Annotated in this window: 23 protein-coding genes; 5 read left to right on the top strand and 18 right to left on the bottom strand. The window is 52.2% G+C overall.

All coding sequences use genetic code 11. The features are described from left to right. Nucleotide 1: 1 nt before the first annotated feature. The 5 genes from traD to JOE39_RS00925 are packed head-to-tail and all read right to left on the bottom strand — an operon-like array spanning nt 2 to nt 4,683. Nucleotides 2-2,161, bottom strand: a complete 2,160-nt coding sequence (gene traD / locus JOE39_RS00905) for a type IV conjugative transfer system coupling protein TraD (RefSeq protein WP_058444011.1) — start codon at nt 2,159-2,161, stop codon at nt 2-4. A gap of 11 nt (nt 2,162-2,172) precedes the next feature. After that, nucleotides 2,173-2,679 (bottom strand): integrating conjugative element protein, encoded by a 507-nt coding sequence (locus JOE39_RS00910; RefSeq protein WP_058444013.1) that lies wholly within the window; start codon nt 2,677-2,679, stop codon nt 2,173-2,175. After that, nucleotides 2,676-3,233: a transglycosylase SLT domain-containing protein gene (locus JOE39_RS00915; protein WP_011267029.1), complete on the bottom strand. Its 558-nt coding sequence runs from the start codon at nt 3,231-3,233 to the stop codon at nt 2,676-2,678. The genes JOE39_RS00910 and JOE39_RS00915 overlap by 4 nt, the downstream gene beginning before the upstream one ends. Continuing rightward, nucleotides 3,218-3,964, bottom strand: coding sequence for a TIGR03759 family integrating conjugative element protein (locus JOE39_RS00920; RefSeq protein ID WP_011267030.1), 747 nt, complete (start codon nt 3,962-3,964; stop codon nt 3,218-3,220). The genes JOE39_RS00915 and JOE39_RS00920 overlap by 16 nt, the downstream gene beginning before the upstream one ends. A gap of 8 nt (nt 3,965-3,972) precedes the next feature. Next, a complete protein-coding gene (locus JOE39_RS00925) occupies nt 3,973-4,683 on the bottom strand; it encodes a hypothetical protein (RefSeq protein WP_044311788.1) in 711 nt (236 codons plus the stop codon). A gap of 459 nt (nt 4,684-5,142) precedes the next feature. Here JOE39_RS00925 and JOE39_RS00930 point away from each other — a divergent pair, with 459 nt between their 5' ends. The 5 genes from JOE39_RS00930 to JOE39_RS00950 are packed head-to-tail and all read left to right on the top strand — an operon-like array spanning nt 5,143 to nt 8,658. Further along, nucleotides 5,143-5,319, top strand: coding sequence for a hypothetical protein (locus tag JOE39_RS00930; protein ID WP_154292353.1), 177 nt, complete (start codon nt 5,143-5,145; stop codon nt 5,317-5,319). 49 nt (nt 5,320-5,368) lie between these two features. Continuing rightward, nucleotides 5,369-6,142 (top strand): nucleotidyltransferase domain-containing protein, encoded by a 774-nt coding sequence (locus JOE39_RS00935; protein ID WP_058444015.1) that lies wholly within the window; start codon nt 5,369-5,371, stop codon nt 6,140-6,142. A 2-nt stretch (nt 6,143-6,144) separates the two neighbouring features. Then, a complete protein-coding gene (locus JOE39_RS00940; protein ID WP_011267033.1) occupies nt 6,145-6,774 on the top strand; it encodes a cupin domain-containing protein in 630 nt (209 codons plus the stop codon). After that, nucleotides 6,761-8,116, top strand: a complete 1,356-nt coding sequence (locus JOE39_RS00945; RefSeq protein ID WP_161937020.1) for a hypothetical protein — start codon at nt 6,761-6,763, stop codon at nt 8,114-8,116. Before JOE39_RS00940 ends, JOE39_RS00945 begins: the two co-directional genes overlap by 14 nt. A 2-nt stretch (nt 8,117-8,118) precedes the next feature. Then, entirely contained in the window at nt 8,119-8,658 is a 540-nt protein-coding gene (locus tag JOE39_RS00950; RefSeq protein WP_044311785.1) for a GNAT family N-acetyltransferase, read from the top strand. A 218-nt stretch (nt 8,659-8,876) separates the two neighbouring features. Here the strand turns inward: JOE39_RS00950 and JOE39_RS00955 are convergent, their stop codons facing one another. The 13 genes from JOE39_RS00955 to JOE39_RS01015 form a co-directional block, all read right to left on the bottom strand. Beyond that, nucleotides 8,877-11,135 (bottom strand): DEAD/DEAH box helicase, encoded by a 2,259-nt coding sequence (locus JOE39_RS00955; protein WP_058444020.1) that lies wholly within the window; start codon nt 11,133-11,135, stop codon nt 8,877-8,879. Between the two features lie 106 nt (nt 11,136-11,241). Beyond that, entirely contained in the window at nt 11,242-12,693 is a 1,452-nt protein-coding gene (locus JOE39_RS00960) for a DUF6094 domain-containing protein (protein WP_058444022.1), read from the bottom strand. 29 nt (nt 12,694-12,722) lie between these two features. After that, the gene (locus JOE39_RS00965; RefSeq protein WP_044311782.1) at nt 12,723-13,322 is read right to left on the bottom strand and encodes a hypothetical protein; all 600 of its coding nucleotides are present in this window, start codon (nt 13,320-13,322) and stop codon (nt 12,723-12,725) included. Between the two features lie 66 nt (nt 13,323-13,388). Continuing rightward, nucleotides 13,389-13,913 (bottom strand): hypothetical protein, encoded by a 525-nt coding sequence (locus JOE39_RS00970; protein WP_044311781.1) that lies wholly within the window; start codon nt 13,911-13,913, stop codon nt 13,389-13,391. A gap of 88 nt (nt 13,914-14,001) precedes the next feature. Next, on the bottom strand, nt 14,002-14,613 hold the full coding sequence (locus JOE39_RS00975; RefSeq protein ID WP_058444024.1) for a DUF3275 family protein: 612 nt from the start codon (nt 14,611-14,613) through the stop codon (nt 14,002-14,004). Between the two features lie 96 nt (nt 14,614-14,709). Next, nucleotides 14,710-15,042, bottom strand: coding sequence for a hypothetical protein (locus JOE39_RS00980; protein WP_054994224.1), 333 nt, complete (start codon nt 15,040-15,042; stop codon nt 14,710-14,712). Nucleotides 15,043-15,518: 476 nt separating this feature from the next. Beyond that, nucleotides 15,519-15,674, bottom strand: coding sequence for a hypothetical protein (locus JOE39_RS00985; RefSeq protein WP_005895444.1), 156 nt, complete (start codon nt 15,672-15,674; stop codon nt 15,519-15,521). 69 nt (nt 15,675-15,743) lie between these two features. Next, nucleotides 15,744-16,316: an STY4534 family ICE replication protein gene (locus tag JOE39_RS00990; protein ID WP_004409789.1), complete on the bottom strand. Its 573-nt coding sequence runs from the start codon at nt 16,314-16,316 to the stop codon at nt 15,744-15,746. Between the two features lie 96 nt (nt 16,317-16,412). After that, the gene (locus JOE39_RS00995; protein WP_003425076.1) at nt 16,413-16,643 is read right to left on the bottom strand and encodes a hypothetical protein; all 231 of its coding nucleotides are present in this window, start codon (nt 16,641-16,643) and stop codon (nt 16,413-16,415) included. Between the two features lie 304 nt (nt 16,644-16,947). Beyond that, nucleotides 16,948-17,313, bottom strand: a complete 366-nt coding sequence (locus JOE39_RS01000; protein ID WP_074294742.1) for a hypothetical protein — start codon at nt 17,311-17,313, stop codon at nt 16,948-16,950. A gap of 184 nt (nt 17,314-17,497) precedes the next feature. After that, a complete protein-coding gene (locus JOE39_RS01005) occupies nt 17,498-18,046 on the bottom strand; it encodes a regulator (RefSeq protein ID WP_074996487.1) in 549 nt (182 codons plus the stop codon). Nucleotides 18,047-18,394: 348 nt separating this feature from the next. Continuing rightward, nucleotides 18,395-18,661 (bottom strand): hypothetical protein, encoded by a 267-nt coding sequence (locus JOE39_RS01010; protein WP_017699420.1) that lies wholly within the window; start codon nt 18,659-18,661, stop codon nt 18,395-18,397. An 819-nt stretch (nt 18,662-19,480) separates the two neighbouring features. Further along, nucleotides 19,481-21,502 (bottom strand): DNA topoisomerase III, encoded by a 2,022-nt coding sequence (locus JOE39_RS01015; protein ID WP_058444028.1) that lies wholly within the window; start codon nt 21,500-21,502, stop codon nt 19,481-19,483. Nucleotides 21,503-21,574 lie beyond the last annotated feature (72 nt).

A 21,574-nucleotide genomic window follows, 5' to 3' on the forward strand; every position in this document is an offset into this window, starting at 1 on the left:
GTCATGCCACATCCTCAGGTGCAACAGCGATTTTTTTGAAGTCGTCGAGCAGATCTGCAGGCAGCGACTCGTTGAGCGTCTGATAACCAGGCGCTGACCACCAGCCAGTGTCGTCGACCTTGCCCACCTGATACGTCTGACGCATGCTTTCCGCCAAGGCCTGCAGATCTGCCGGCATTACTTCATCAGGATCATGGCCAGGCAAAGGCATTCTGATTTTCCACAGATTGCCGCCTTCCATGAGCGCAAAGCATTGGCCCTTGGGGAGGCCGACGACATGCGCTGGCTCAATCATTGGCACGCTGACCTGCTGCACCTGGTCATGACTGGAGGATGTGAACGCGGTATTGCCCGTTGCACTGTCATTCGCCGAGCTGGCCGGGGTGGATGTGAAAACCTGAACCTTAGGCAACTGGTTTGTCAGCAGCTCGGCAGTGGACGTTTCGCGGACGCGCAGCATGAACACGTTGTTGAAGTTACCGATCACTTGGCCAGCCTTGGCCTTGTTGCCGATCTTCGCTTCGATATCGCTCATTGTCTGGGTGTAGGCAGTCACCTGCATGCCGGCACCGCCACCCTTGTTGATCATCGGAATGAATTCCTCACCCATCAGCTCGTTGAACTCATCGGCATGGAGGTTGATAGGCACTTTGGTGCCAGGGACGCTGTCCGGTAGTCCGTCGTCGACACCGAACTTGTAGATATGGCCAGCGACCGAGACCAGGTCGGAGAACATAGAGTTGCCGACGGCAGCGGCGACCTCTGTGTCCGACAAGGCGTCCAGGCCGATATAAACCACGGCCTTTTTGCGGACCACTTGCATCCAGTCAAAGATCGGTCGAGGATCGTTCACGTCCTGATAGTCGGGCGAGATCAGTTCCGCCATGCGGCCTGTTGTCAGCTTCTCAAGCAGTGGCAGCAGCGAGGCGACGATCTTGTCGAAATAGGTCTTGTCGTAGCGGACCGCGCTGCGCAGTCCATCCATCACTGGATCTGCCACGCGCGTCTGAGACAGGTATTGATCGATGGCCACCACACGGAACGGCCGGCCCTTCATGTTGAACGGTACGTTTTTTTCGTTGAGCTTGCCTTCAATAGCGACGATCGCCTCCCAGGCCTTTGGATCATATTCATCAAAGTATTTAGAGGCATACTCCTGGAAGATCCCTTCGATGTTGATCACGTGCTGCTGGATCTGCAGGTAGTCAGGTCGACGGCCCAGCGCGACGAGGGCTCTTGCGATGATGTTCACGAATCGCCAAGCGAATTCACGGAATGCTGCTGAGTTACCTTCCCCGGAGAGTTGCCCAGCGATCCTGGTGGCCACCTCTGAAATCCGCCCAAAACGCCCAACGGCGTTGTAGCGTGCCGAGTGATCTGGCCAGCCCAGGTGGAACACATAAAATTCGTTCAGGCGGCCGGCGCGTTTGGCTTCGAGATACATGCGCTTGAGCAAATCTGCATCGCCCTTTGGATCAAAGACGATGACGACCTCGTGCTTGCCGTGCTTTTTCCGCCGAATGTCCTGAGTGATGAACAATTCAGCCAGGCGCGTTTTTCCGACACGGGTGGTGCCCAGAACAATCGAATGGCCTACTCGCTCGCCCAACGGGAGAGAGACGTTCTCCTCGTATGGCTCGATGCCGTGCAGCCTTGGCAAGCCGCCTACGGGTGGCAGAGGTCGCACAGGATTGATGGGCACGTCCCATGATGTTGCTCTGGCCAGAAGCCGGACAGGGTATGGAGCGAACTCAGCTCTCTCCTCAAAGCGACGCGCTGCGCGGAACAGTGAGGTGGCCTCAACGTAGCTGGCGTACTTCGGCAGGTAAGTGTCCATCAGCCGCTGGGTATGGCGCTGCTGCCAACGGAAGCCAAGACCGATGAAGAGACGTTGATTGCTCACCGGCACTTCTTTACTGGTCATCGTGTAATGAGGCAGTCGACGGATGTTTAGACGATAGCGCAGCACCTGCCAAGCTTGTTTCAGACGCACTAAGCCCAAAGCGAGAAAGCCCGCGGAGGTCACGATGCCGAACAGCGGAGTAAGCGCAAACGCCCAGGGAGCGAACACGCACAGGAATGCACCTGCAGCGCACACGTACACGGTGTACAGCTCTACAGCGGGTCTGAGAAGTGATTCAATGGCGTAATCGTGAGCCATAACCCGACCTCCTATTGCTCGATGGCGGTTGGGGTGATCAACACCGGATAGTGATTCAGGCCGAGTCGTTGAGAAAGCTCGTCACCTGATGCGGGGGACACCAGCGCGTCGGGCAACCAACTCCTGACTACGGCAAGTCGTTCTTGTGTGGCCACGTTGACCACCAGTCCTACGGCCTGCATCTGCTTCAGCACCGCACCGCGTTCTTGTAGCCATCGGCGTGAAGTTTCATCGTCCCCGACCAGGAACAAAGGCTGCAGGCCTGGCGCGTTGATGATTCGGCCCTGAACTGTCCCCGGAGTCATTCGAGTGGTGCGTACCGGCAAACCCTGTGCTGCTACAGGATCCAGTTGCGAGGTCAGGTCATTTGAGACAGAAGAGGACGGCTCGGGATTGAGAGATCGATAGTAAGGCAGCGCTGAGTCACCACCTTTGTCTTCAACCACGGTGAGCTCTGCAGCTTGGCAGATCACAAATGGCAGGCAGAGCGCTGCGCCGAGGATCACTGATCGGGTCATGGATTGGTCACCAGCATTTGGATGCCGGTTACCCGACTGAGATGTTTGGCAAAGGCCTTGCGGTAATTGGCTGCTGGAGCGCCGCCGGCAGGGCGGTGATAGCGTCCGGCTACGGTGATCCAGTCACCGCCAAGCGCGCGCAGTTCGGCGAGCATTTGTGCAGCTACATCGAGGTTCTTGTAGGGATTGAGCGCGTCGCACGGATTGCTTGATTTAAATCTCTGGCCGTTCCAGCCCATGTTGACCTGACCTAATCCGACGTCGACCCGCTTGGGACCCGCCTGCGCGAGTGCGATGATAAGTGCGGTGCAGGCATCGGCACGGGTTGCAAAACGATAACTAGCGCCGGCAACGTTCAGCGTCCAAGGCCACGGGACCAGTTGGCCCCGCAGTGGGGTCCCACTTTCCTGCAGTGCCACCGAGTAGAGCACTTCCGACGGAATGTTCGCTGCGCGGGCAGCCAACTGATAAGCCGGCGGGGGAAGCTCGGCTGCATGGCTTGTCAACACGAAGCACAGCAGGGCAAGGCCTGCCCACGTCACTGACGCAGCCATTGCCCATTCACCTCTCGCACAACGGCCGGTAACTCGCCACCCAAGCTCAGGCCAAGCCAACGTCCACCGTCATGGTTGAGGGTGATTTGTCGGGTTCTGACATTCGCAGGGTCGATCCCCGAGACAATCGCCCAGTTGCGAATTCGCTCATCGTCGTTCTGGCTACCCACCATGTACACGTCAAACGGCTGCTTCTGAGCTTGAAGGGCCTTAACCCGAACTGAGCACTCCGGGCAATCGTCCTTGACGAACACTGCCAATCGGCCATTGCCCTGGTTAGCAGGGCTTGCGGTCGCCCCTTGGGGCGCCGAACTGGCGATGGGCATCAGATTGGGATAGAGGCGTTTAAAGGCATCGTCATATGCGCGTTGATACGCCAATTCTTTTGCCGTGCGCTGCGCCTCGGCTTTGACCTGGAGCTCTGCATACCGCCGGCGCTCTTCATCATTGCGGGCTTCGATACCCAATGCAGTCAGCGGATCCAGCCCGGGGGAATACACACCTCGTGAACTCTGCATCAGCGTTTGATAGCGCTGCCATTCCTGAGGACTCAGGTTCCAGTCTCGTGCCAGCATCTCGTCGCTCGATTGCGACTGGCTGTCCAGCAAAGCGCTCTGGTGCTCTCTACTGGTGGACTGTGCGGAGGTGTTGGTTGCAGCGTTGGCCATGCCAGCTGCTGTGATCAGGATGACTCCCGTCATTGTGAACATTCGCAGGTTGTAAACGGTCATGTGAACCTCTAAAGGCGCAGGGGCAGAATGCGGGTTGAGCCGTTGATGCTGAACAGGGCGCGCGAATCATCCAGGCTGTTGAGCTGCCAGTTGCTCCCCGCGACCATGTCGCCCGGGCGTATCAGGTTCAGTTGACTCAGTTGAGTGCTGCCAGGCGGGGCAACTGACAAGAAACGTTCGCCTCCGCGATACTCCACACCCACTACCGAAAACGGTGGAGGAGCCTCCGGAACTTTGCTTTGTGCTGTTGATTTGCGGGAGGGGGGTGGAGTCTTTGGCTTGGCTGCCGAGATTTGAACAGATGCTGGTTTAGCCGCACGCAGGTCCTGAAGTTTCACCTGCAGCTCCTCGATCCGAGCGTTCATGACCACAACTTCTTGCATTGAGGCACCCTGTTGGGCAGCGTCCTTCGCCGCCTCCTGCACCTGCTTCAGGAGGGCTTGAACGGCATCGATGCGGTTGGAAAGAGCCTGCTGGCCAGCCCTGAAATCATCGATGGTCACGGACTTCAGCTGGCTGGCAGCATCGAGCCGGTCATCCACGCCATTGATGCGTTGGGTAATGGCGTTGACGGTTTCCAGGTTCGCAGCTGATTCAAAACCTGTCTTCAGGTGGAGAATCTGCCACTGCTGGTAGACCAGCATGCCGATCAGGACGATCAGGGCCAGGATTTGCAGTACGGTGGCGCGGGAAAGAGAAGGGCGCAGTGGCAGCTTCATGGAGGACCTCACTCAAGATGTGAGGTACGTTCGCAAAAACCATGATTTGAAGCATTAGGAAACCCTTTTCCTATCGGATGGGGTTTCATGAGGGGCAGGTCTGGCTTTGAGCATTGACACCGTTTTGATGTATAGCCGAAGAGTGTTTGCTATGAATCGCGGACTCGTCAAAGCCATCTTCAGAAGACTCCAATGGATGAGTTTTCCCCTGATAGCACCTCGTAAGGTCCCGCGGAGAGCCGTCACACTTAATCGCCAAGTCTGGCAGTCAAAACCATCACCTACAACGGATTGGAAGAAGCACAATGGACTGCAATTCAAATTGTAACATTTTGTAAAGAAAACAGACATCAGTAAAAGGTATTCTGAAGTTCTTGAATCGCTCATTTTCTTAGAGGCTTAATAGCAGATGAGTGTTTTCAAGAACAACCAATCAATCAATCGATAGAGGGATTATCTATGAACGCTGATATGGATGCAAAAAAACTGACACTCGTGCCTGAAGACACTTTGACAGCCGATACGGTCTCCTACCCTTCAGAGGAAGAGATGGAATTATTCCAGCACGCTACAACCATGATGATTGATCGTGGTGACAACGACTGGATGGGTAACGGCATACAGAAAGCTGCATAATTTCATATGCAGGCGCGTCACCCCACCGGGTGACGCGTTGGAGATAAATATGAATAATGCAGAATTAATAGCTACTGCTTTTTGTGACGAAATAATACGTACGCTACACGGTTTGCGTTTTTCAATATATGTAGGTGGGTCGATAGCTTTAAATAAACATGACAAGTTTTCGGATATAGATATCTGCATCATACATGATGGGGATATTAGCATTGCGGATATTCCAAATGCAGAAAGGATTTTAAAAACGCCACAGGGGATTCAATCAAGCGTTAATTTTAAAGGTGAGAAAATTGATTTAAGGCTGGATTGTTTAAAAACCTTGACTAATAGCGTTGAGGATTTTATATCCCGAAATGACCTAACGCCCCGAGGTCAGCTCTATTTGTCTGCATTGAAAGCAGGGCGTTATTGCAAAGACGATCTGAACGTTAAAGGGCTAACCAGAAACTTGAGTATTGACGAAGAAGCCAGATCTAAGGTTATCGAAGATAATTGTCGATTTATTAGAGATTACGGATTTTTAATATATCTTGAGCGAGGGGATTACGCAACATTGGCAGATACGTTGCTGTTTACTTACCGTGCTTTCATTCATGTGTATTATGCTCTTGATTTCAGTCTGTTTCGAGGTTACAAACACGCAGCAGCCTTCGAGACGAATAAAAACAAAGGTGGGCAAGCAGTTATAGAAGCGTTTCAAAGTATATTTATGCAGCCAGAGGCAGGCAAGCTTAAAACTCTTTCACGCCATTTAAATTCTTTTTTTCAGCTTCACTTGCCTCAGTTGGAAATGAATTTTGACTTCCAAATCGGTCGATAACTATGATGGACAAGGAAACGCCAATAGTAGTAATAAATAGAGCCGAATGGAGTATTCCATGTATTTCCATAGATTGGCTTAAATTGATTCTTCAGCGAGACTGGGACTTAAGGGATTTTTTAGTTATAAAGAAAGGCAGCACATGTAAAGAGTCTGTTTATATCAGGCCTTGTAAAAAAGAAATGCTTTCCTTGATAGATAGACTTTACCTTGCCGAAGGATGTACGCTTTACTTGAGGAAAATTGAAAATTACGACCCTTCTTTCTTTAAATTCAAAACAGAGCTGGAAAAAGAATTTCCAAACTGTGCAATACAACTAAATGCATTCTTCACACCCCCTTGGTCGTGTGCATTAACTGCCCACGCAGATGACCATGATCTTCTAGCAATACAAATCGCAGGCAAGAAAAAATGGTCTTTCTGGCGACCTCTGTCTGAGGTAGCTTGTAAGGGGCTAGATGCTCATCAAATAAGTGTGCTTTCCATGGAGCATGCAGGCAATTTTTCAGAAGAGCAAGAGCATGTTTTAGAAGCCGGCTCGTACTTTTTTATGGGTAAGGGCACCATTCACAAGGCTCAATGCTTCGATGAGCCATCTATTCATGTAAGTGTATGGCTTGAATATGATTAACTTTTATTTGTCTCGAGCAAGATTTGCAAATGAGAGGCTAGATTTTATCAGCCACATGAAAGTCTCCTCGCCGTTACTGTTCGCAAACTTGATTTCTAGCACTCAAGCATTTGTGCTACTTGCAATATCCATATCACTACTTTCACACCAAGCAATTATTTTTACTTATGCTGCAAGCATCGGGTTATTTTACACCTCGATGGTGCTAGCGGTCACTAATCCTGTAGGATACCGAGTAAGCTCGCATGTCGCTAAAAAAGACCATAGAGCTGCATTGATAACAATTGCGCGAGCTTACCCTTACTTGTTAATACTTATAGGTATTCTATGGCTTGCATTGGTGTATTGTCACGCATACACTATAAAGCCCATATCGGCTAGTGTTGATTTGGCTGTTTCAGCACAGTACATGAAGATTTACTGGGCTGACTCTGCTATCCTTACACTTTCTGTACCACTATACTTACTAGCACTTGCGCTCAAGAAAAATTTACTGATTTTGATGATTGCTATCTTTGGTGCGGTGGTAACATTAGTATATGCCTTTTACCAGGTATTCATCTTGCACGCACAGATACCCAGCCTGGCTGCTGCATCGCTTTATGGGAGAATCGTAATGGCTTTGGCTTACGCCATTATTTTTCTTACATATCTGAAAAGTGTTTGGCATGACCTAACGGTCGACGCAAATAGAAGTGATGAGAAAAGCAAAGACTTATTTTCGGACATAGTTGATTATGTTTCTGCTTCTCTCGCTAGTAATGGCTTGAGCCTTACTCAAGCTCTGGTGCTCTCTTTGACGCCTACGATACTTATTGTTAACGCAGCAGTTAGTAGCGTGTCCAATATTTTCAACTCGCTGGGACTTGCTTTGGGAACATCCGGCGGCATAGCTTTGGCGAGAGCAAATGCAATCGGCGAACCGTATTGTCTAGAAGTTTCAGAAGCGATAAAGATATATGCAAAAATATTTACTATAATTGTTTTTCTTTGTGGCCTTGTCATCTTAATTGTTCAACTTGGCCTGACAAAGTATTTTGATGGTCTTAAGTTGATTTATATAAGCGTTGTAACTTCGCTTATCGTATGTACGGCTTTTTTTACTAGCTACACTTCCAAAGCTATTTTAAGGGGGGACGCTCGCTTTCAAAAGAACCTGACTTTTCGATTTGTTAAATTCAGAGCCGTGGCGCTCGTTTTTTTCTATGCACTAACGCTCAGCGACATGCTTACTGAAGTTGTTTATTTCAGTTTGATGCTGCTTATGGCATTCTACTATGCACTAGCTATTTCAAAACGTATTGACAGTGGCTTGTGGGTGGAGAAATTCAAAAGGATATAAAAATGAATATATTACGGCCTACGCTAACTACACCTAGATTGAAGATTCGAGCGTTCCGTCCAGAAGATTTTGAATCGTTTTACACTGCGATCAATGAACCGAAAATAGCAACCAGTATGGGGGCCTTAAGCTACCCCTACCCAAAAGAAGAGGCTATTAAATGGTTTGAATCTCACGAGGAGATGGAAGTGTCAGGGCGGTCGTTGGTAATGGCTATTACCTTTGAAGAAAAAGTTATTGGCGCAGTGAGTTTGGTAGGTATTTCTTATCAACATTCGAGGTGCGCAGTGACATATTGGATTTCTACGCCGTACTGGGGGAACGGATATTGCACTGAAGCTCTGGAAGCCGTAATCCAATTTGCGGCTAATGAACTGTCGATTCACCGGATATTTGCACAATGCTTTGAAAGAAATTATTCATCGAGAAGAGTGCTCGAAAAAGCTGGCATGACTTTTGATGGGCTTTTTGTCGACGACTATAAAAAAGACGGTGTATTTGAAAATATTGTGCAAATGTCATTGATTAATAAAAAAGACTGACGCATTCATTAGCTGGCAGTCCGGCTAAGGCGTCTCGTAAAGCCTATAACGCAAATAGATGTGTCATACGCACGATGAACTTGGAGCCACCTGAAGGTTGATCCATCTACATATATACCAAAAAATGTAGGAGGTAGTGCGTTCAAAAAGCACATCAGGTCGTCGATGCGGTACCTTGCACAGCGCGGTGTGAAAAGGCCACCCGAAGGTGGCCATGTTCAAGCGTTGATGAGTTGTCTGGCGAGTGCCATCTCTACGGAATCGCCATCCTGGTTCAGTGAATCCAATCCAGACTCTGGAACATCCCCTGAAGTGCTCTGCGATACGGCGATCTTCTTGGCCATCAGCTGCAGGCAGGTGATCTGAGAGCTGCCGATGTAGCCGAAAAAGATCACTCGGACGTCCTGCTTCTGTCCGATCCTCCATGAGCGCCTTGCCGCCTGTTGCACCGTGTAGACGTTGTAACCAGTCTGCATGAAGGCAATGGTCGGAAAGTCGAGCAGATCCAGACCTGTTTTTACGAGCTCCGGGTTGGTGATCAGTACGTCGACACCTCGATCAACCTGGTCGAGGATCCAGTCCTCGCGCCTGGCGGTGTCCACTGATGCACGCAGCACTGCCACCTTCAGCCCCGATTGCTCGAGCACCCGCTTCATGCGGCTCGTGGTGTCTCTGGTACCCGTGTAAACCGAGTAGGCCAGAACCTTGCGGTTCCGGGCGTTTTCAGCAAGACATAGGTCCAGAAGGGCCTGTTCCTTCGGCATGAGCTCGTCGTCATCGAAGACCGACGGCACGAAAGCCAACGTGTCTCTGGATCGAGGATGTTTTACCACCTCAGGTCGAAAGCAGCAGTCCGGCCATGCCAACAGCACGTTCAACACCACCCCTAACAGCGTTGTATCTCTTCGGGCCAGCGCCTGCCGAAGCTCGACGGTCAATGTCTGGGCAAGCTTACGGTGAGCCGCCTCCTGGTCTGGAGACATCGGTACGTCAATGAACTCCTCCCGGTAACCAGGTAGCACGTTGCCGCCGATATCCTTGAGTTTCAGGAACACAGTGAAGGGTAGAACGAAGCGGTGAATGCCTTTCGGGCCGAACCCCGGAGCTTTGACCGTCCGCACTGAGAGTTTCTTGCCTTTGGCAGTCTTGTGAGAACTGCCATCACGCTCGGTGTAGATATCCTTCAATACCCCATGATCTCGCATAAAAGACATCGCCGCCGGCGCCATGCTTCCTCGCACGTTGGGCTGATAGCCGTCCTCGATCATACGTCTGGTGAGGATCCGGAACAGTAGGTAGAACAGATCGTCCGCATAGCCGCCCATGAGAGTGCCGGTCAGCAGCACAGTCTTTCGTGCTTTGGCTGCGAGCACGCCCATAGCCTGACCTTGTGCCGATCCACTGTTTTTGTACTCATGCCCCTCGTCCACGACCAGTAGGTCGAAGCACCCATCAGGCAGGTAGCGCTTGATGAACTCGGTGGGTTGGTAACCCCCCTCGCCGAACCCGAACTCGATGTTGGCCATCGCACGCTCCATGCGCTTGGCTTGGCGGTCGCTGAAGATGAAATTGCCTTTGGCGTCCATCAGGTTGATGAACTCAGAGACATTGTCCAGAAGCATCGAGGCGAGAAAGTCTTCGCCGAAGTCAGATAAAAGCCGTTCTGCACGAACAGGTCCGATTGTAGGGATGCGACACATCGACTTTAGGATCGTGTTACGGCGGCTGCCGCCATCCGATTTGCCCGGACGCATCAGCGTCCATAAAGCGGCATCACAGTGGTCGCAGCGTCGACGTCGCTCTTCACGCTGAAATTCCTCAGCAGTGATCAGATTGCCTTCCTGGTCCTGGAGCAGACGTCCACAATCTGGACACGCTGCCAGGCTCCTTCCACCGCCGGCACGTCGCTGCCAAAAGGCAAGACGCCAGTGAAACCCCATCCGCATTCGCACGCGGCCGAGAATAAAGAACTCCTGACGTCCGTCGTAGGTATCACCCAGTTGATCGCGCAGCTTCAGCAGCTTGACCAGGGTATCCGGTCCGTTGAGCACCCAGACGCGAGCGTCAGGGATGGTTTCGAGGATCTCGCGCCGCCACTTGTAGACCAGGTGCGGAGGCGCGATGACCATCGTCCTGCGATAACCAGCTCCATGCATGACTGCAGCGAGAGCGATGGCCATCATTGTTTTGCCTGTCCCCATCTCGGCATTGATGATGCCAGCCTGCTCATTCTGATCGAGCAAAAGCGCGGCAATTGCCTGGACCACTTGAGCCTGGGCAGGGAAGGGCTGTCGTTTGAGGCCGTCCAGCACCCACTGCCGAGCCGGATTGTCGATGCCGGCGTAGAGCGGTGGGTTGGAGCGGTTGAGTGACTCCAGGAGTTCGTCGCCAAACTCTTCGATAAACTCAGTGAGCCCGATGTTCAAAGTTGGCACACAAGGGTGGCCTGCAGGCGCAGCCAAAGGCAGGTCGTTCATGATGTTTCTCCACTATAGGGTTAAACAGGGCATGCACGACACCACCAAGGGTATTGTTCATACCCTGAGGTGCGGTTAGATGATTGAAAGGTCTTGGTAAAGTTTCTTAGTAGTGAGATGGCAACATGACTGTTGTTGCTGAGCGATCAGACTCGGTAATGATCCAGAGTCTGGTCTCATCCTCTGCGTCGATGTCATACCCTGAAAACAATCGACCTTCAGCACTCAGTGCTTGCTGATTGCTGTCCCAGTCGTCGTTTGAAATCTCGCCCCAATCGCCCGTCGCGTGACGCTTTAGGTACTGCATCACGTCGAGAGAGTTGTTTTCGAGCAGACTTTGAACGCTATGCGTGAGCACCACACGGCCCAGTTCAAATAAAGCGTCCTGGCTACGTGCTTCAGTGTTTGAGGTGGTTTCGTGTGCCGCTGGTGTTGTCGCATCCGAGCTGATGGTCAGTGCGCACCCGAGATAGGATGAGCCTGGCGTCATGTCCCATGCCCGGATTCTGGGCACAAAACGATCAGTCAAGATCCGAGTCTCAAAAACGTTGCCGTCCTCGTCCTCAGTGAATTCGGTCTTGGGAACCTTATCCTTGTAAGTGTCGCCCTTGAGCACCAGGACACGCCCGGAACGAGAGGTCACTACACCAGTTATGGCTCCAGCAGCGAGTGCCAGTGCCAAGTGCCACCGTGAAAGTGCCTTCACCGGGGCCCGCGGTTGAGCGCCAGTCTGGCCAAAGTGCAGCGTGAAATCAGGCCATAGGCCTCTCAGACGAAGAACCTCTTCACTGAATTGCTCGGGTTCAAGAGTGATTCGGTAGAAGTGTTCCAAGTCATTAGCGATCGGTAGGACAGCGTATTGCTCCCATGGCCAACTGGCGGGTAGCAGATCAGCAGCTTCTTCCCCGGATCCGATTGCCCGCAGATACTCACGCATCGCCGCCAGTTCCCGGGATCTTGCCAGATCCTGACGCCGTACCCTGATTCCGAATATCACGACCTGTTTGAACGTCCGGTCTACCGCGGCGCAGATCCGCAGCCCGGTAAAGTGATTGGTGAGCCAGCCACACAGCTCGTCGTCCAGCACGTAGTGAGGAACGATGAATACCATCACTCCTCCGTACTGAAGCAACGGCAATGACCGTTGGTAAAATGCCTTCTCCAGCCTTTTGCGGCCGCTACCCTGGTACTGTGAAGCGCCAGAGTGATCAGCGACCAGATCCCCGTAAGGAGGGTTGAGCCAGAGCAGTCCGAAGGACTGTCGAGAGATCATGGTGTCCATCAAGTCACCCTGCAGCACTCGGTCCAGCAACGTTTTCGAGTGATCAGCGCGCTCTTTGTCGTACTCAACTGCATACGTCTCTGTTCGGTCTCGCTCCAGTCGGTGTGCGACCTCAGCCAAAGCCACTCCTTCTCCCGAGCACGGATCAAGAATCCGCATCCGTCCGGAGGTCGCCGGCAACAATGCCTGCAGAGTGCGCTCCAGAGTCAGTTCGTCAGTCGGGTAATAGCCGTTGCGTGCAAAATTACGGGCAAGCCGTGAGAACATCAAAGCCATGGTTGGATCCTTGGACTGGTGGGCGTGAACTACGCCGTAACGTCAGTGGTGAGTTTCCCTGCGCGAATGAGTTCGCCGAGAGCTTTTTCGAGCACGTCCAGCTGCAGCGACAAACGCCAGGCTGTCACCGAGCCAATAGCTCCCGGTAGCGGGTGCAACATGTTGTGCGCAGTAAGGACCTCCATCACCGGCTCACGCCAATGTGGAAGGAACGGAAGAGGGCAAGTGTCTACGATCAGCGGCCACAACCTATCGAACGGGTCTTGGGCTTGATTGATGAGCGCGTAAGCAGAATGGTTTGCTCTATCCGGCTGCGAGCAACGCTGATCGAACAGCCATAAGTGCAGCAGGCTGCCGAAGAGCGTTCCGCGAAGCTGGCGAGTGGTGCGTTTTTCCAACAGATCCGTATCAGGGAACACCGGGATGCGTTGGTCATTCATGACGATGTGGAACTGGCCCAGGCCGTTCTCGGTGGTACCGAGTGTGAGTCTGGCCAGAAACTCCTGCATGGCCGTGTCGCGGCCCCAGGCTGATAGAAATATCAGGTTTCGCTGCTCGTCACAGACGCACGCGTCGACGTACAGATCCGGGCATTCTTCGATGTGAAAGAGTTGAGTGCGGTTCGGCATTAGGTCCTCCAAAACAGGAGGGGAACCGCCCTGAGGGGCGGTGATGCCCCTCGGGATTCAATGTGTTTAGCGGATAAATTCGGGTTTATAGATTGCCGCCCGAGTTTGTTCTTCTGTCTCGTACTGCCAGCGACCATCAACGAATGCATCGCGGTCGAAGTCGTAAACTTCAAACATGACGTTTTTGTCGCATGGGTTTAGATGGGTGCAATACAGCTCACCCTCTGAATTCAAACCGGCTGCCCAGTGAGCCCCCAGTTTGAGTCGGTAACCCGGTCGACTCTTCAGCAGCATCGTGTATATCTCTAAGATCTGATCGAAACTCAAAGGCTCAGCAGCCACGAGTTTTTTCTCAAGCGGATCGAAGGTTACGGTGTTTGTTTGATACAACGGGCTTTGCCCAGCAATGAATATCTCGCATCGGAAGCGCGGTCGCATTGCTATGGCCGCGTCTGCCTGTTCTACGGTCAAGTCAAGTTCGTCGACCAGAATGTTCCAGATTTCTGAGTCAGGCGCTTCTTCGTTGTTGGTGAGTTGATCCTCAATGATATCCAGGATCGCTTTCTTGATATTTATGAAAAGCGGATGCATGTGATGCTCCTTCAGTTAGTAATGAGGAGCACCCATGAGGGAGCCCTCAGGGGATGTAAAAGTAGAAAACGCTCAGTTCTGAGCAAGGTCAATAAGTGCTGAGATTCCAAATCTGCAGCTTGAAGTCAAGCTCATACCCGAGCTCGCCAAGGCGAACACATTGTTGCCGCAGACGCTTACGGTCTACAGTTGTGTCCAGCTTGACTGAAGGTCCAATCTGCCAGATCGTGCCGAACAGCTCTGCATCAGCCTCATGTGCGGTGACCTGTTTCTCAGGCTCGGATCTCGTCATCCCGAACGGTGCGTCACTTCCAGCAGAAACTGATCTTCTCGGAGTTGTTTGAATAGTCGGGCGAGGTTTGGTTGACGACGAGCCTCCCGAGGCTTCTTCGTCGAGTGGGTCAGTTTCGTTGTTGGACAGCCTCTCAGCCTCGTCTGCGCTCAGGTTGGCCACATCGTCCAAAGACATGCTGTCCAGCCTGGCGCGGACTTCGACCACCAATCTGCCGCCGTTTGTGTAGTAGGAGGGACGAATTTCGGTGATAACAAAATCACCTCGATATTTGCCCTCGTGGTACTGGTCCAGCAGCGCGTCCTTGATAACGAACTCACCGATGGACGTCGAAAGTCGCCCAACGTTGAAAGCGCCGTTGCGACCGCTGATGGTGCGTATGGCCAAATAGCCGGGCAGGTTGATCATGACTACTCCGGATTATCGGGCAGGCCACTAATATGGGAGCCCGAAAAAAAAGCCCGAATATTCGGGCTTGTTCGTGGTTGCAGGTTGCTAACTGGGTCAGCAAAGATAGAGCGGCTTTTCATCCCTCAGCGAAATACACAGGTACGAATTACCGTGTGCATCAATGCGATGGAGTTTTAGCTCCAGCCATTCACGCCCTGAGCGGTCACCGTTAGGTGGGAAACGATAGATACCGAAGTCTATCTGGGTTTCATCGGGTTGCAGGTGGAGTTCGCGATACGCTTCGAGTACGACGTCGCCTAGGCGAGTGCCGACTTCTGCAATATGTGATGGGGCTTCCAGGTGAACAGATTCATTCCATGCGGAAGGCGTCAGCACAACTGGCAATTTCAGCAAAGTGGATGGCAAGTGGTTTATGGCGGTGGACATAGTAGTTCTCCAGGTGCGGGTAACCACCTGGCCCGACCGGGTGGTGAATTACCCGGTCAGGTTGGTTTTCGTTCTTGAGAACGTTTGGTTAGAGTCTTTCTGTTACAGCGGATGGGCTATCAGGATATATATCTATCCCGCACCATTCCCGAAGAGTCCAGTAAGACCTGAGGAGTGCAGCATCTTCAATATACGAGCTGTGGTCCGGTGTGAAATTCTCAACGTGGTCCAATAGGGCCAAGTCTTCGAGCTTGTCCAGGACATCCTCCCAATACAAACTGGAAAAGCGATCCGGCGGCGTATCTTTGTTCAAAACCTGTTGATAGATACTATCTTGAGTGTGTGCTTTTGAGATCAGCAAAGCGAGCTCAAGTCGCAAGGTAAGTCTATTAGTATTACTGTCCATAGGAGCTCCAATATAAGGGCCCCGGTCCCTTAAGGGTGGGGGCCTTAAGGGTAAAGTAGAAGGTTTAGTGTCAAGAAGTGATCACCATACCTGCCATTGCAAGAAAAGTGGCGACCAGTCCTCCTGCGCCGATCTGTGTCAGTAGTTGAGCGGAGAGCTGTTGTCCAAATTCCAGAAAAAATATGCTTAGCACTGTAAGCACGAGTGTAGCGATAGCGAATTTCATGAAGTCGTTACCTACTTTGTGGAGAAAAGAAAAGGCGCCTGCAGGGCGCCTTGAGGTTGTAAAAATCTATCAAGCGGCTTGTTTCTCTCCTCGTCCTGCGCGAGCTGGTTTTGCTCGTGTTGGCTTAGGGGGAGTAGCAGCTGGAGTAGCCACGTCAGTTGGTTCGCTGGAGGCAGACGCCTCGGATTGAACGACTGGGGTAGCTTCGGACTCTGAACTTTCAGAAGAGGCAGGTGCTTCTTCTTTCTGCGGAGCCTGATAGACGTATTCACCTTCAACTTTGATCCAGGCAAGGTACAAGAGACGGCCTTTGAGGCTGACACCTGCTTGGCCCTGCTTAGCACCACTGCTGTAAGTAAAAACATCAGCCCAGATATCGCCGATCCGGAAAGAGACAAGAACCTTCTTCTCGGCAGCAACAGCTTCCTGGCAACGGCGAATCAGCTTGTCAGCTTCAGCACCAACCACGTTGCAGTCGATGTAGGCGTACTCAGGTTTCTCAGATGTGCCTTTGAGGGCAGCTACTGTCACAGCCATGAAAGGAGCGCCCTTACGAGGCTTCACTTCACGAATGCGGTTGAGATAGCCAATGCCGACGGTGTGCAGGTCGAAGTATTTGGTTTCGTTGGTAGAATTGCTCATGATGTATCTCCAGTTTTGAGTGTTCAAAGCGGAGATACACTTCGCCCAGGGGGAAGGTATTCCCCGCATGGGTGGTAAAGCGAAATTTTACGACAATCAATGCATGAATCTGAACGCAGTAAGCATAACGCCTACAGCAGCAGTCAGCATGACGGCCATACGAATGGTGAGTTTCAGTTCGAGTCTAGACTCGAGAGTGTCGATGTCGGCTTTTGTCGCGAGTTGCGTTTGCATATCCGACTCCAGAGCATCGACGACTGCAGCGGCGCGGTCTTCCGGAACATCGATTGAAATCAATGCTTGGTACAGCGCAATACTGCTTTTCATGAAGGTCTCCTGCTGGGCACGAGACCAACCCTACGGGAAAGGTCCCGATGGGGTGAGAGAATCATTGTGCATCCATCAACCAGATAAACTGGTCAACCGTTCGCGCTTCCGAATGCTTTGCGAACTGGGGGTTGGATTAATGCGAAAAACGCATCGTAGTCATGAAATCCAGACTACCTCGGGCATGTTGCTGACAACGTCAGCAGTACATGGCTTTAGAATCCTTTAAGGGCGATTAGTTTGTCAACCCTCCAAATGAAAAAAGCCCCTCAATACATGAGGGGCTTGCCAAGGGTGGGGAGTATTAGGCAATGAGCTGGTCCAAAGGACCCATGACAGGGGCCTTGACTGGTGGTTCAGCATCCTGCTTTTGGGATGTTTCAAGCGCCTTCGATGCGCGAGATTTCCGGGGTTTCTTTACGGGTTTGGCTTGAATTTCTTGCATGTGGTGATCATACCAGCCAGCAAGATCGACGTGTTTGCATCGAGCCAATGCCGGCAGGCGGTATTGTTCCCACTGTTCGTTGGACATCACAGGTTCAGGCATTGTCCTGACTTGCTGTGGTGCGACTTGCACTGGTTCAGGATTAGGCTTATGAGTGACTGCACGGATGCATTCACGCAATGCTGTACCAACCATAACGCCAAAACGAAAGCTTGCTGTACTCATGATGTTTCTCCAGGGAAAATTACGGAGAACACCGCCCGAGAGGGGAGTGATTCCCCGCTGGGTGAGTGACGCGTTTAATGTGCATCCATCGGCGTTTGAAACACCGATCGTTCGCGCCTCCGGAAGCTTTGCGAACTTTAGGTTGGATCAATGCGTAGAACGCATCGTAGTCGTGAGATCCAGACTACCTTCGACGAATAGTTGATAACTTCAACGCCTTAATCCACAAAGCTTTGAGGAAGTTACGGATAGGTCTTCTTGCGTATAACATTTCTTGTTGACGCCATTGTTCATTCATAAGCTCCCATTCCTCATCACTCATCGCGAGGGCTGGATCACTTATTTCAAAGACTTCAGCATCAGTAAGGTCACAATCTTCAGGTCCATAGTGCTCATAAACCTCTGGCCCAGTGAACTCAAAACAACCGCATGGGCAGGTGTCTTCAGTAAGGCCGTGACTGCAGATTCCATGGCTTCGATTAGCTTCCCTTGCCGCCTTGATTTCTGACGGGGAAAGATAATCATAGTCCAAGCGTGCATAGCTAAACGCATCTGCTGCTTCAAGCGCCAGTTCGTCATCGCCGAAAGTCTCAATCATCTGAGAGCAGAAATGCTCAAAGACCATTGTTTCGTATGTCGGAAATTGACGGCATGCCTCGCCATAAAGCATATCAACGCGTTTCGTGATTTCAGCATTCTGAGATGCTGAGTGCATAGCCGTGCGATTCGACATGGTCAGTCTCCGTTCAAATAGTAGAAAACGGAGACACTTGTCCCTAGGGGAAAGTATTCCCCGAGGGCAGGTGAGTTGTGTGACATGACTCAGCCAAGCCGAGTGCAGCGTTGCGGGCGATGTGAAATATGCATCCATCGGTAACCAATACCGATCGTACGCGCCTCCGGAAGCTTTGCGAACTTTGGGCGGGATCAATGCGTGGGACGCATCGTAGTCGTGAGATCCTGACTACCCGGGCATGTTGCTGACAACGTCAGCGGTACATGTCTTGAGAATGTGAATTCTTTGAAGGCTTGTCAAGCACGAGCTGTCGGGTTTGGCCACGACCAGCGTGAGATGCTTGTTTCAGAGCTCTCTACGACAGTATCTTCCTTCTGCTTGACTTGGTTCGCAGGCAGCAACCACGGCATTTGTCGCATCAATCACGGACTGCAGTCGACGTGTGATCATCGGGATCTCATCATGCTCCAAGGCTCCCCCAACTCTCAGAATCGCAGCGAGTTCTAAGGCTGCCTGAGCCGCTTGGTTCTCAACTGTTTCTGGTCTTACTGGAGACTGCTTAGACGCAAGTTTAGTGATCATCCAGTCAAGCACTCCCTTCAGCACACTCATGTTAATTCCTAATATTGATGAACGCAAAATACAGCGTTCCTTACTGACTCAGCCCCGCAAAAGCGAGGCGTAATTAGAGCTTGTTTTATTCACGCGAAAGAACAACCTGTTGGATGAATTTCACGCGAACAGACGCTTTATCTGGCTGGAGAAACAATGTTGTTCTAACGCTGACTCACTGGGAATCGTGCTGAGAGCTATCTCATTGAAGACGCTAGCTCTCAGCCGATGTGTACTTTGCAACAACTTGTAAAGTTTGCCACCTGTGAGCGCTAGCTCAGCGAGGATCCCTGGGCATTGATCGCACGCATTGCTACATCGACATCACCCGGCCCGTTGTCGTGGCTTGGGCCAGTTATCAAAAGGCACGCATTCGCGCACAAAGGGAACCCGTTTTTTCACCGGTGGGCGCCGGCAGCGAAAAGTGGCTACCTCGGAAGGTAACCTGGTCATCCAGCGTTGCGAGATGACCAGGTTACCTGCCGAGAGAGTCGGAAGCGTTTTTAAAAAAAAGTGGACCGCAACACCAGTGCGGCCCTGAGACGACTATGCATCGAACCTTCTGTGAACTCTGTGTGCCTATGAACCCGCTTTCACGAGTTAGACGGCTGCGTGTCTGCTACTGAACAGGGAGACACAGGGAGAATTCACAACAAGATCTGTACGCCCCTCCCGATGCTTTGCGTACTTTGGGGGAGGAGAATGAAGGCAAGGCCGACTTCTCCAGGGTGTCACTGATGACCGTCAGTGACCAGCGGGGTGGAACTGGTAATAGCCCCATTGTGGCACATCATTTGTAACCCCGCTATCACCAGCCTCTCAGCTGCTCTTGACATTAGCGGCTCGGGGCTTGGCTGACTTGCCAGGTGATTTTTTCTTCCCTGTACCAATGTTCACCGTACCTTTGCATTCGGGGTAGCGGGAACACGCCCAGAAAACGCCTGAGGATCCTTTACGCTGCGAGGTTTTCGCACTGCACAAAGGGCACTTGGGACCTTCGGGCACTTTGATCGACAAGGTGGTGCCTTTGTATTGTTCGACGAGCCTGGTGATCCAGCTCGATTGTCTGGCGATAAAATCATCGAGCGTCAGCGTGCCTTGCTCGATCATCGTAAGCGCTTGCTCCCATATCGCAGTTGTGCCGGGATCGGCCACAGCAGGAGGGACCGCATCAATTAGCGAGAATGCTGCTTCAGTTGCTCGCAGCGCGCTACCTTTCTTGATGAGTGACCCTCGGTCTATCAAGCCCTGAATCGTGCCTGCGCGAGTTGCTTCAGTACCAATCCCGGTGGTTTCCTTGAGCTTTTGAGCCAGTCGTGGATCCTTCACCAGCTTGGCAATGGTTTTCATCGCTTTGATCAATGTACCTTCGGTGTAAGCCTTGGGCGGCTCGGTTTTCAGCGATTTGAGATGCAGGTCCTGAACGTCACACCGAGTGCCAATTTGCAGCACTGGCAGGATCTGAGAGCGGCCGCCACTGTCATCAGCCTCTTCTTCGGACGATGCAGAAAAAAGAACCTTCCAGCCTGGGACCACGATTCGCTTGCCCACTGCTTGCAGTAGAACTGCATGGCATTCGAAGGTGGCCACGGTCCGGTCGTACTCATGGGTAGGCAGGAACTGCGCAAGGAAGTGGGCGCGGATCAATTCATAGACCTTGCGTTCCTTCTCAGACATTGCTGAAAGGTTTGCAGGTTCAAGCGTGGGGATTATCCCGTGGTGGGGACCAGTGATTTTTTTGTCATTCCATGCCCGGGAACGTTGTTCCGGGTCGATCAGTTGCAGCGTCTTGCCGATGGATGGATCAGTTCGGTTCAGAGCATCGAGGACCATCGGCACTTCATCGAACATGCTCTCCGGCAGATACCCGCAATCGGTCCTTGGGTAGGTCGTCGCCTTGTGAGTTTCGTAAAGTGACTGTGCTACGTCCAGCGTCTCTTGCACACCCATCCCAAACTTTGCAGAGCACACCTCCTGCAGGGTGCTCAGATCGAACGGGAGCGGAGCTGGATCCTTGCCACGCTTTGTATCAACAGAAACAGTTGTTGCAGCCTGACTATTTTTCAGCGCGGCCAGTGCTGCAGCTGCAGCGGCTTGATCAAGGCAACGGCCTTCCTCATCTACCACGTACTCGTCTGCGACCCATTTCGCCAGGAACGATTGTCCTGCCGTCCAGAGCTGAACCTCGACACTCCAGAACGGTTTGGGTATGAAGTTTGAGATCTCCCGGTCGCGGTCGACCACCAGGCGAAGGGTCGGCGTTTGAACACGGCCCACCGAGAGCACACCGTTGTACCCTGCTTGTCGGCCAAGCAAGGTGAATAGCCGCGAAAAATTCATACCGATGAGCCAGTCCGCTCTGGACCGAGCGAGCGCCGAGAGATACAACGGGTAGGTTTCAGAGCCTTGTTTGACGGTGTTGAGCGCCTGGCGGATGGATGCTTCATTGAGCGCAGACAGCCATAGCCTTTGAATCGGTCCGCGGTACCCACAATACTCGATCAGTTCGCGCGCGATCATCTCCCCCTCGCGGTCAGCGTCTGTCGCAATGACGAGCTCGGTAGCCTGCTTGAGAAGCTGCTTGACGATCTTGAACTGACTGGAGGTTTTCGGCTTTACGAGCACTTTCCATTCAGCAGGCAGGATTGGAAGTGTGTCCAGGCTCCAGTTTTTCAGGTGATCGCCATAGGCATCCGGTGGAGCCGTTTCCAGCAAGTGCCCAATTCCCCAGGTCACGGCCACACCATTGCCCTTGATGCAGCCGTCACCTCGAGTCTTGGCCCCGAGTACGGCGGCGATGTCTTTACCCTGGCTGGGCTTCTCGCACAGATACAAACGCATAATGACTCCGATGAGGGCTTGTACTCAAAGGAGAAACATTGCCTGCTTGAGAAGGAACGCGCCTTAGAAAAC

Source organism: Pseudomonas sp. PvP100, from assembly GCF_017833055.1.
GTDB classification, from domain to species: Bacteria; Pseudomonadota; Gammaproteobacteria; order Pseudomonadales; family Pseudomonadaceae; genus Aquipseudomonas; species Aquipseudomonas syringae.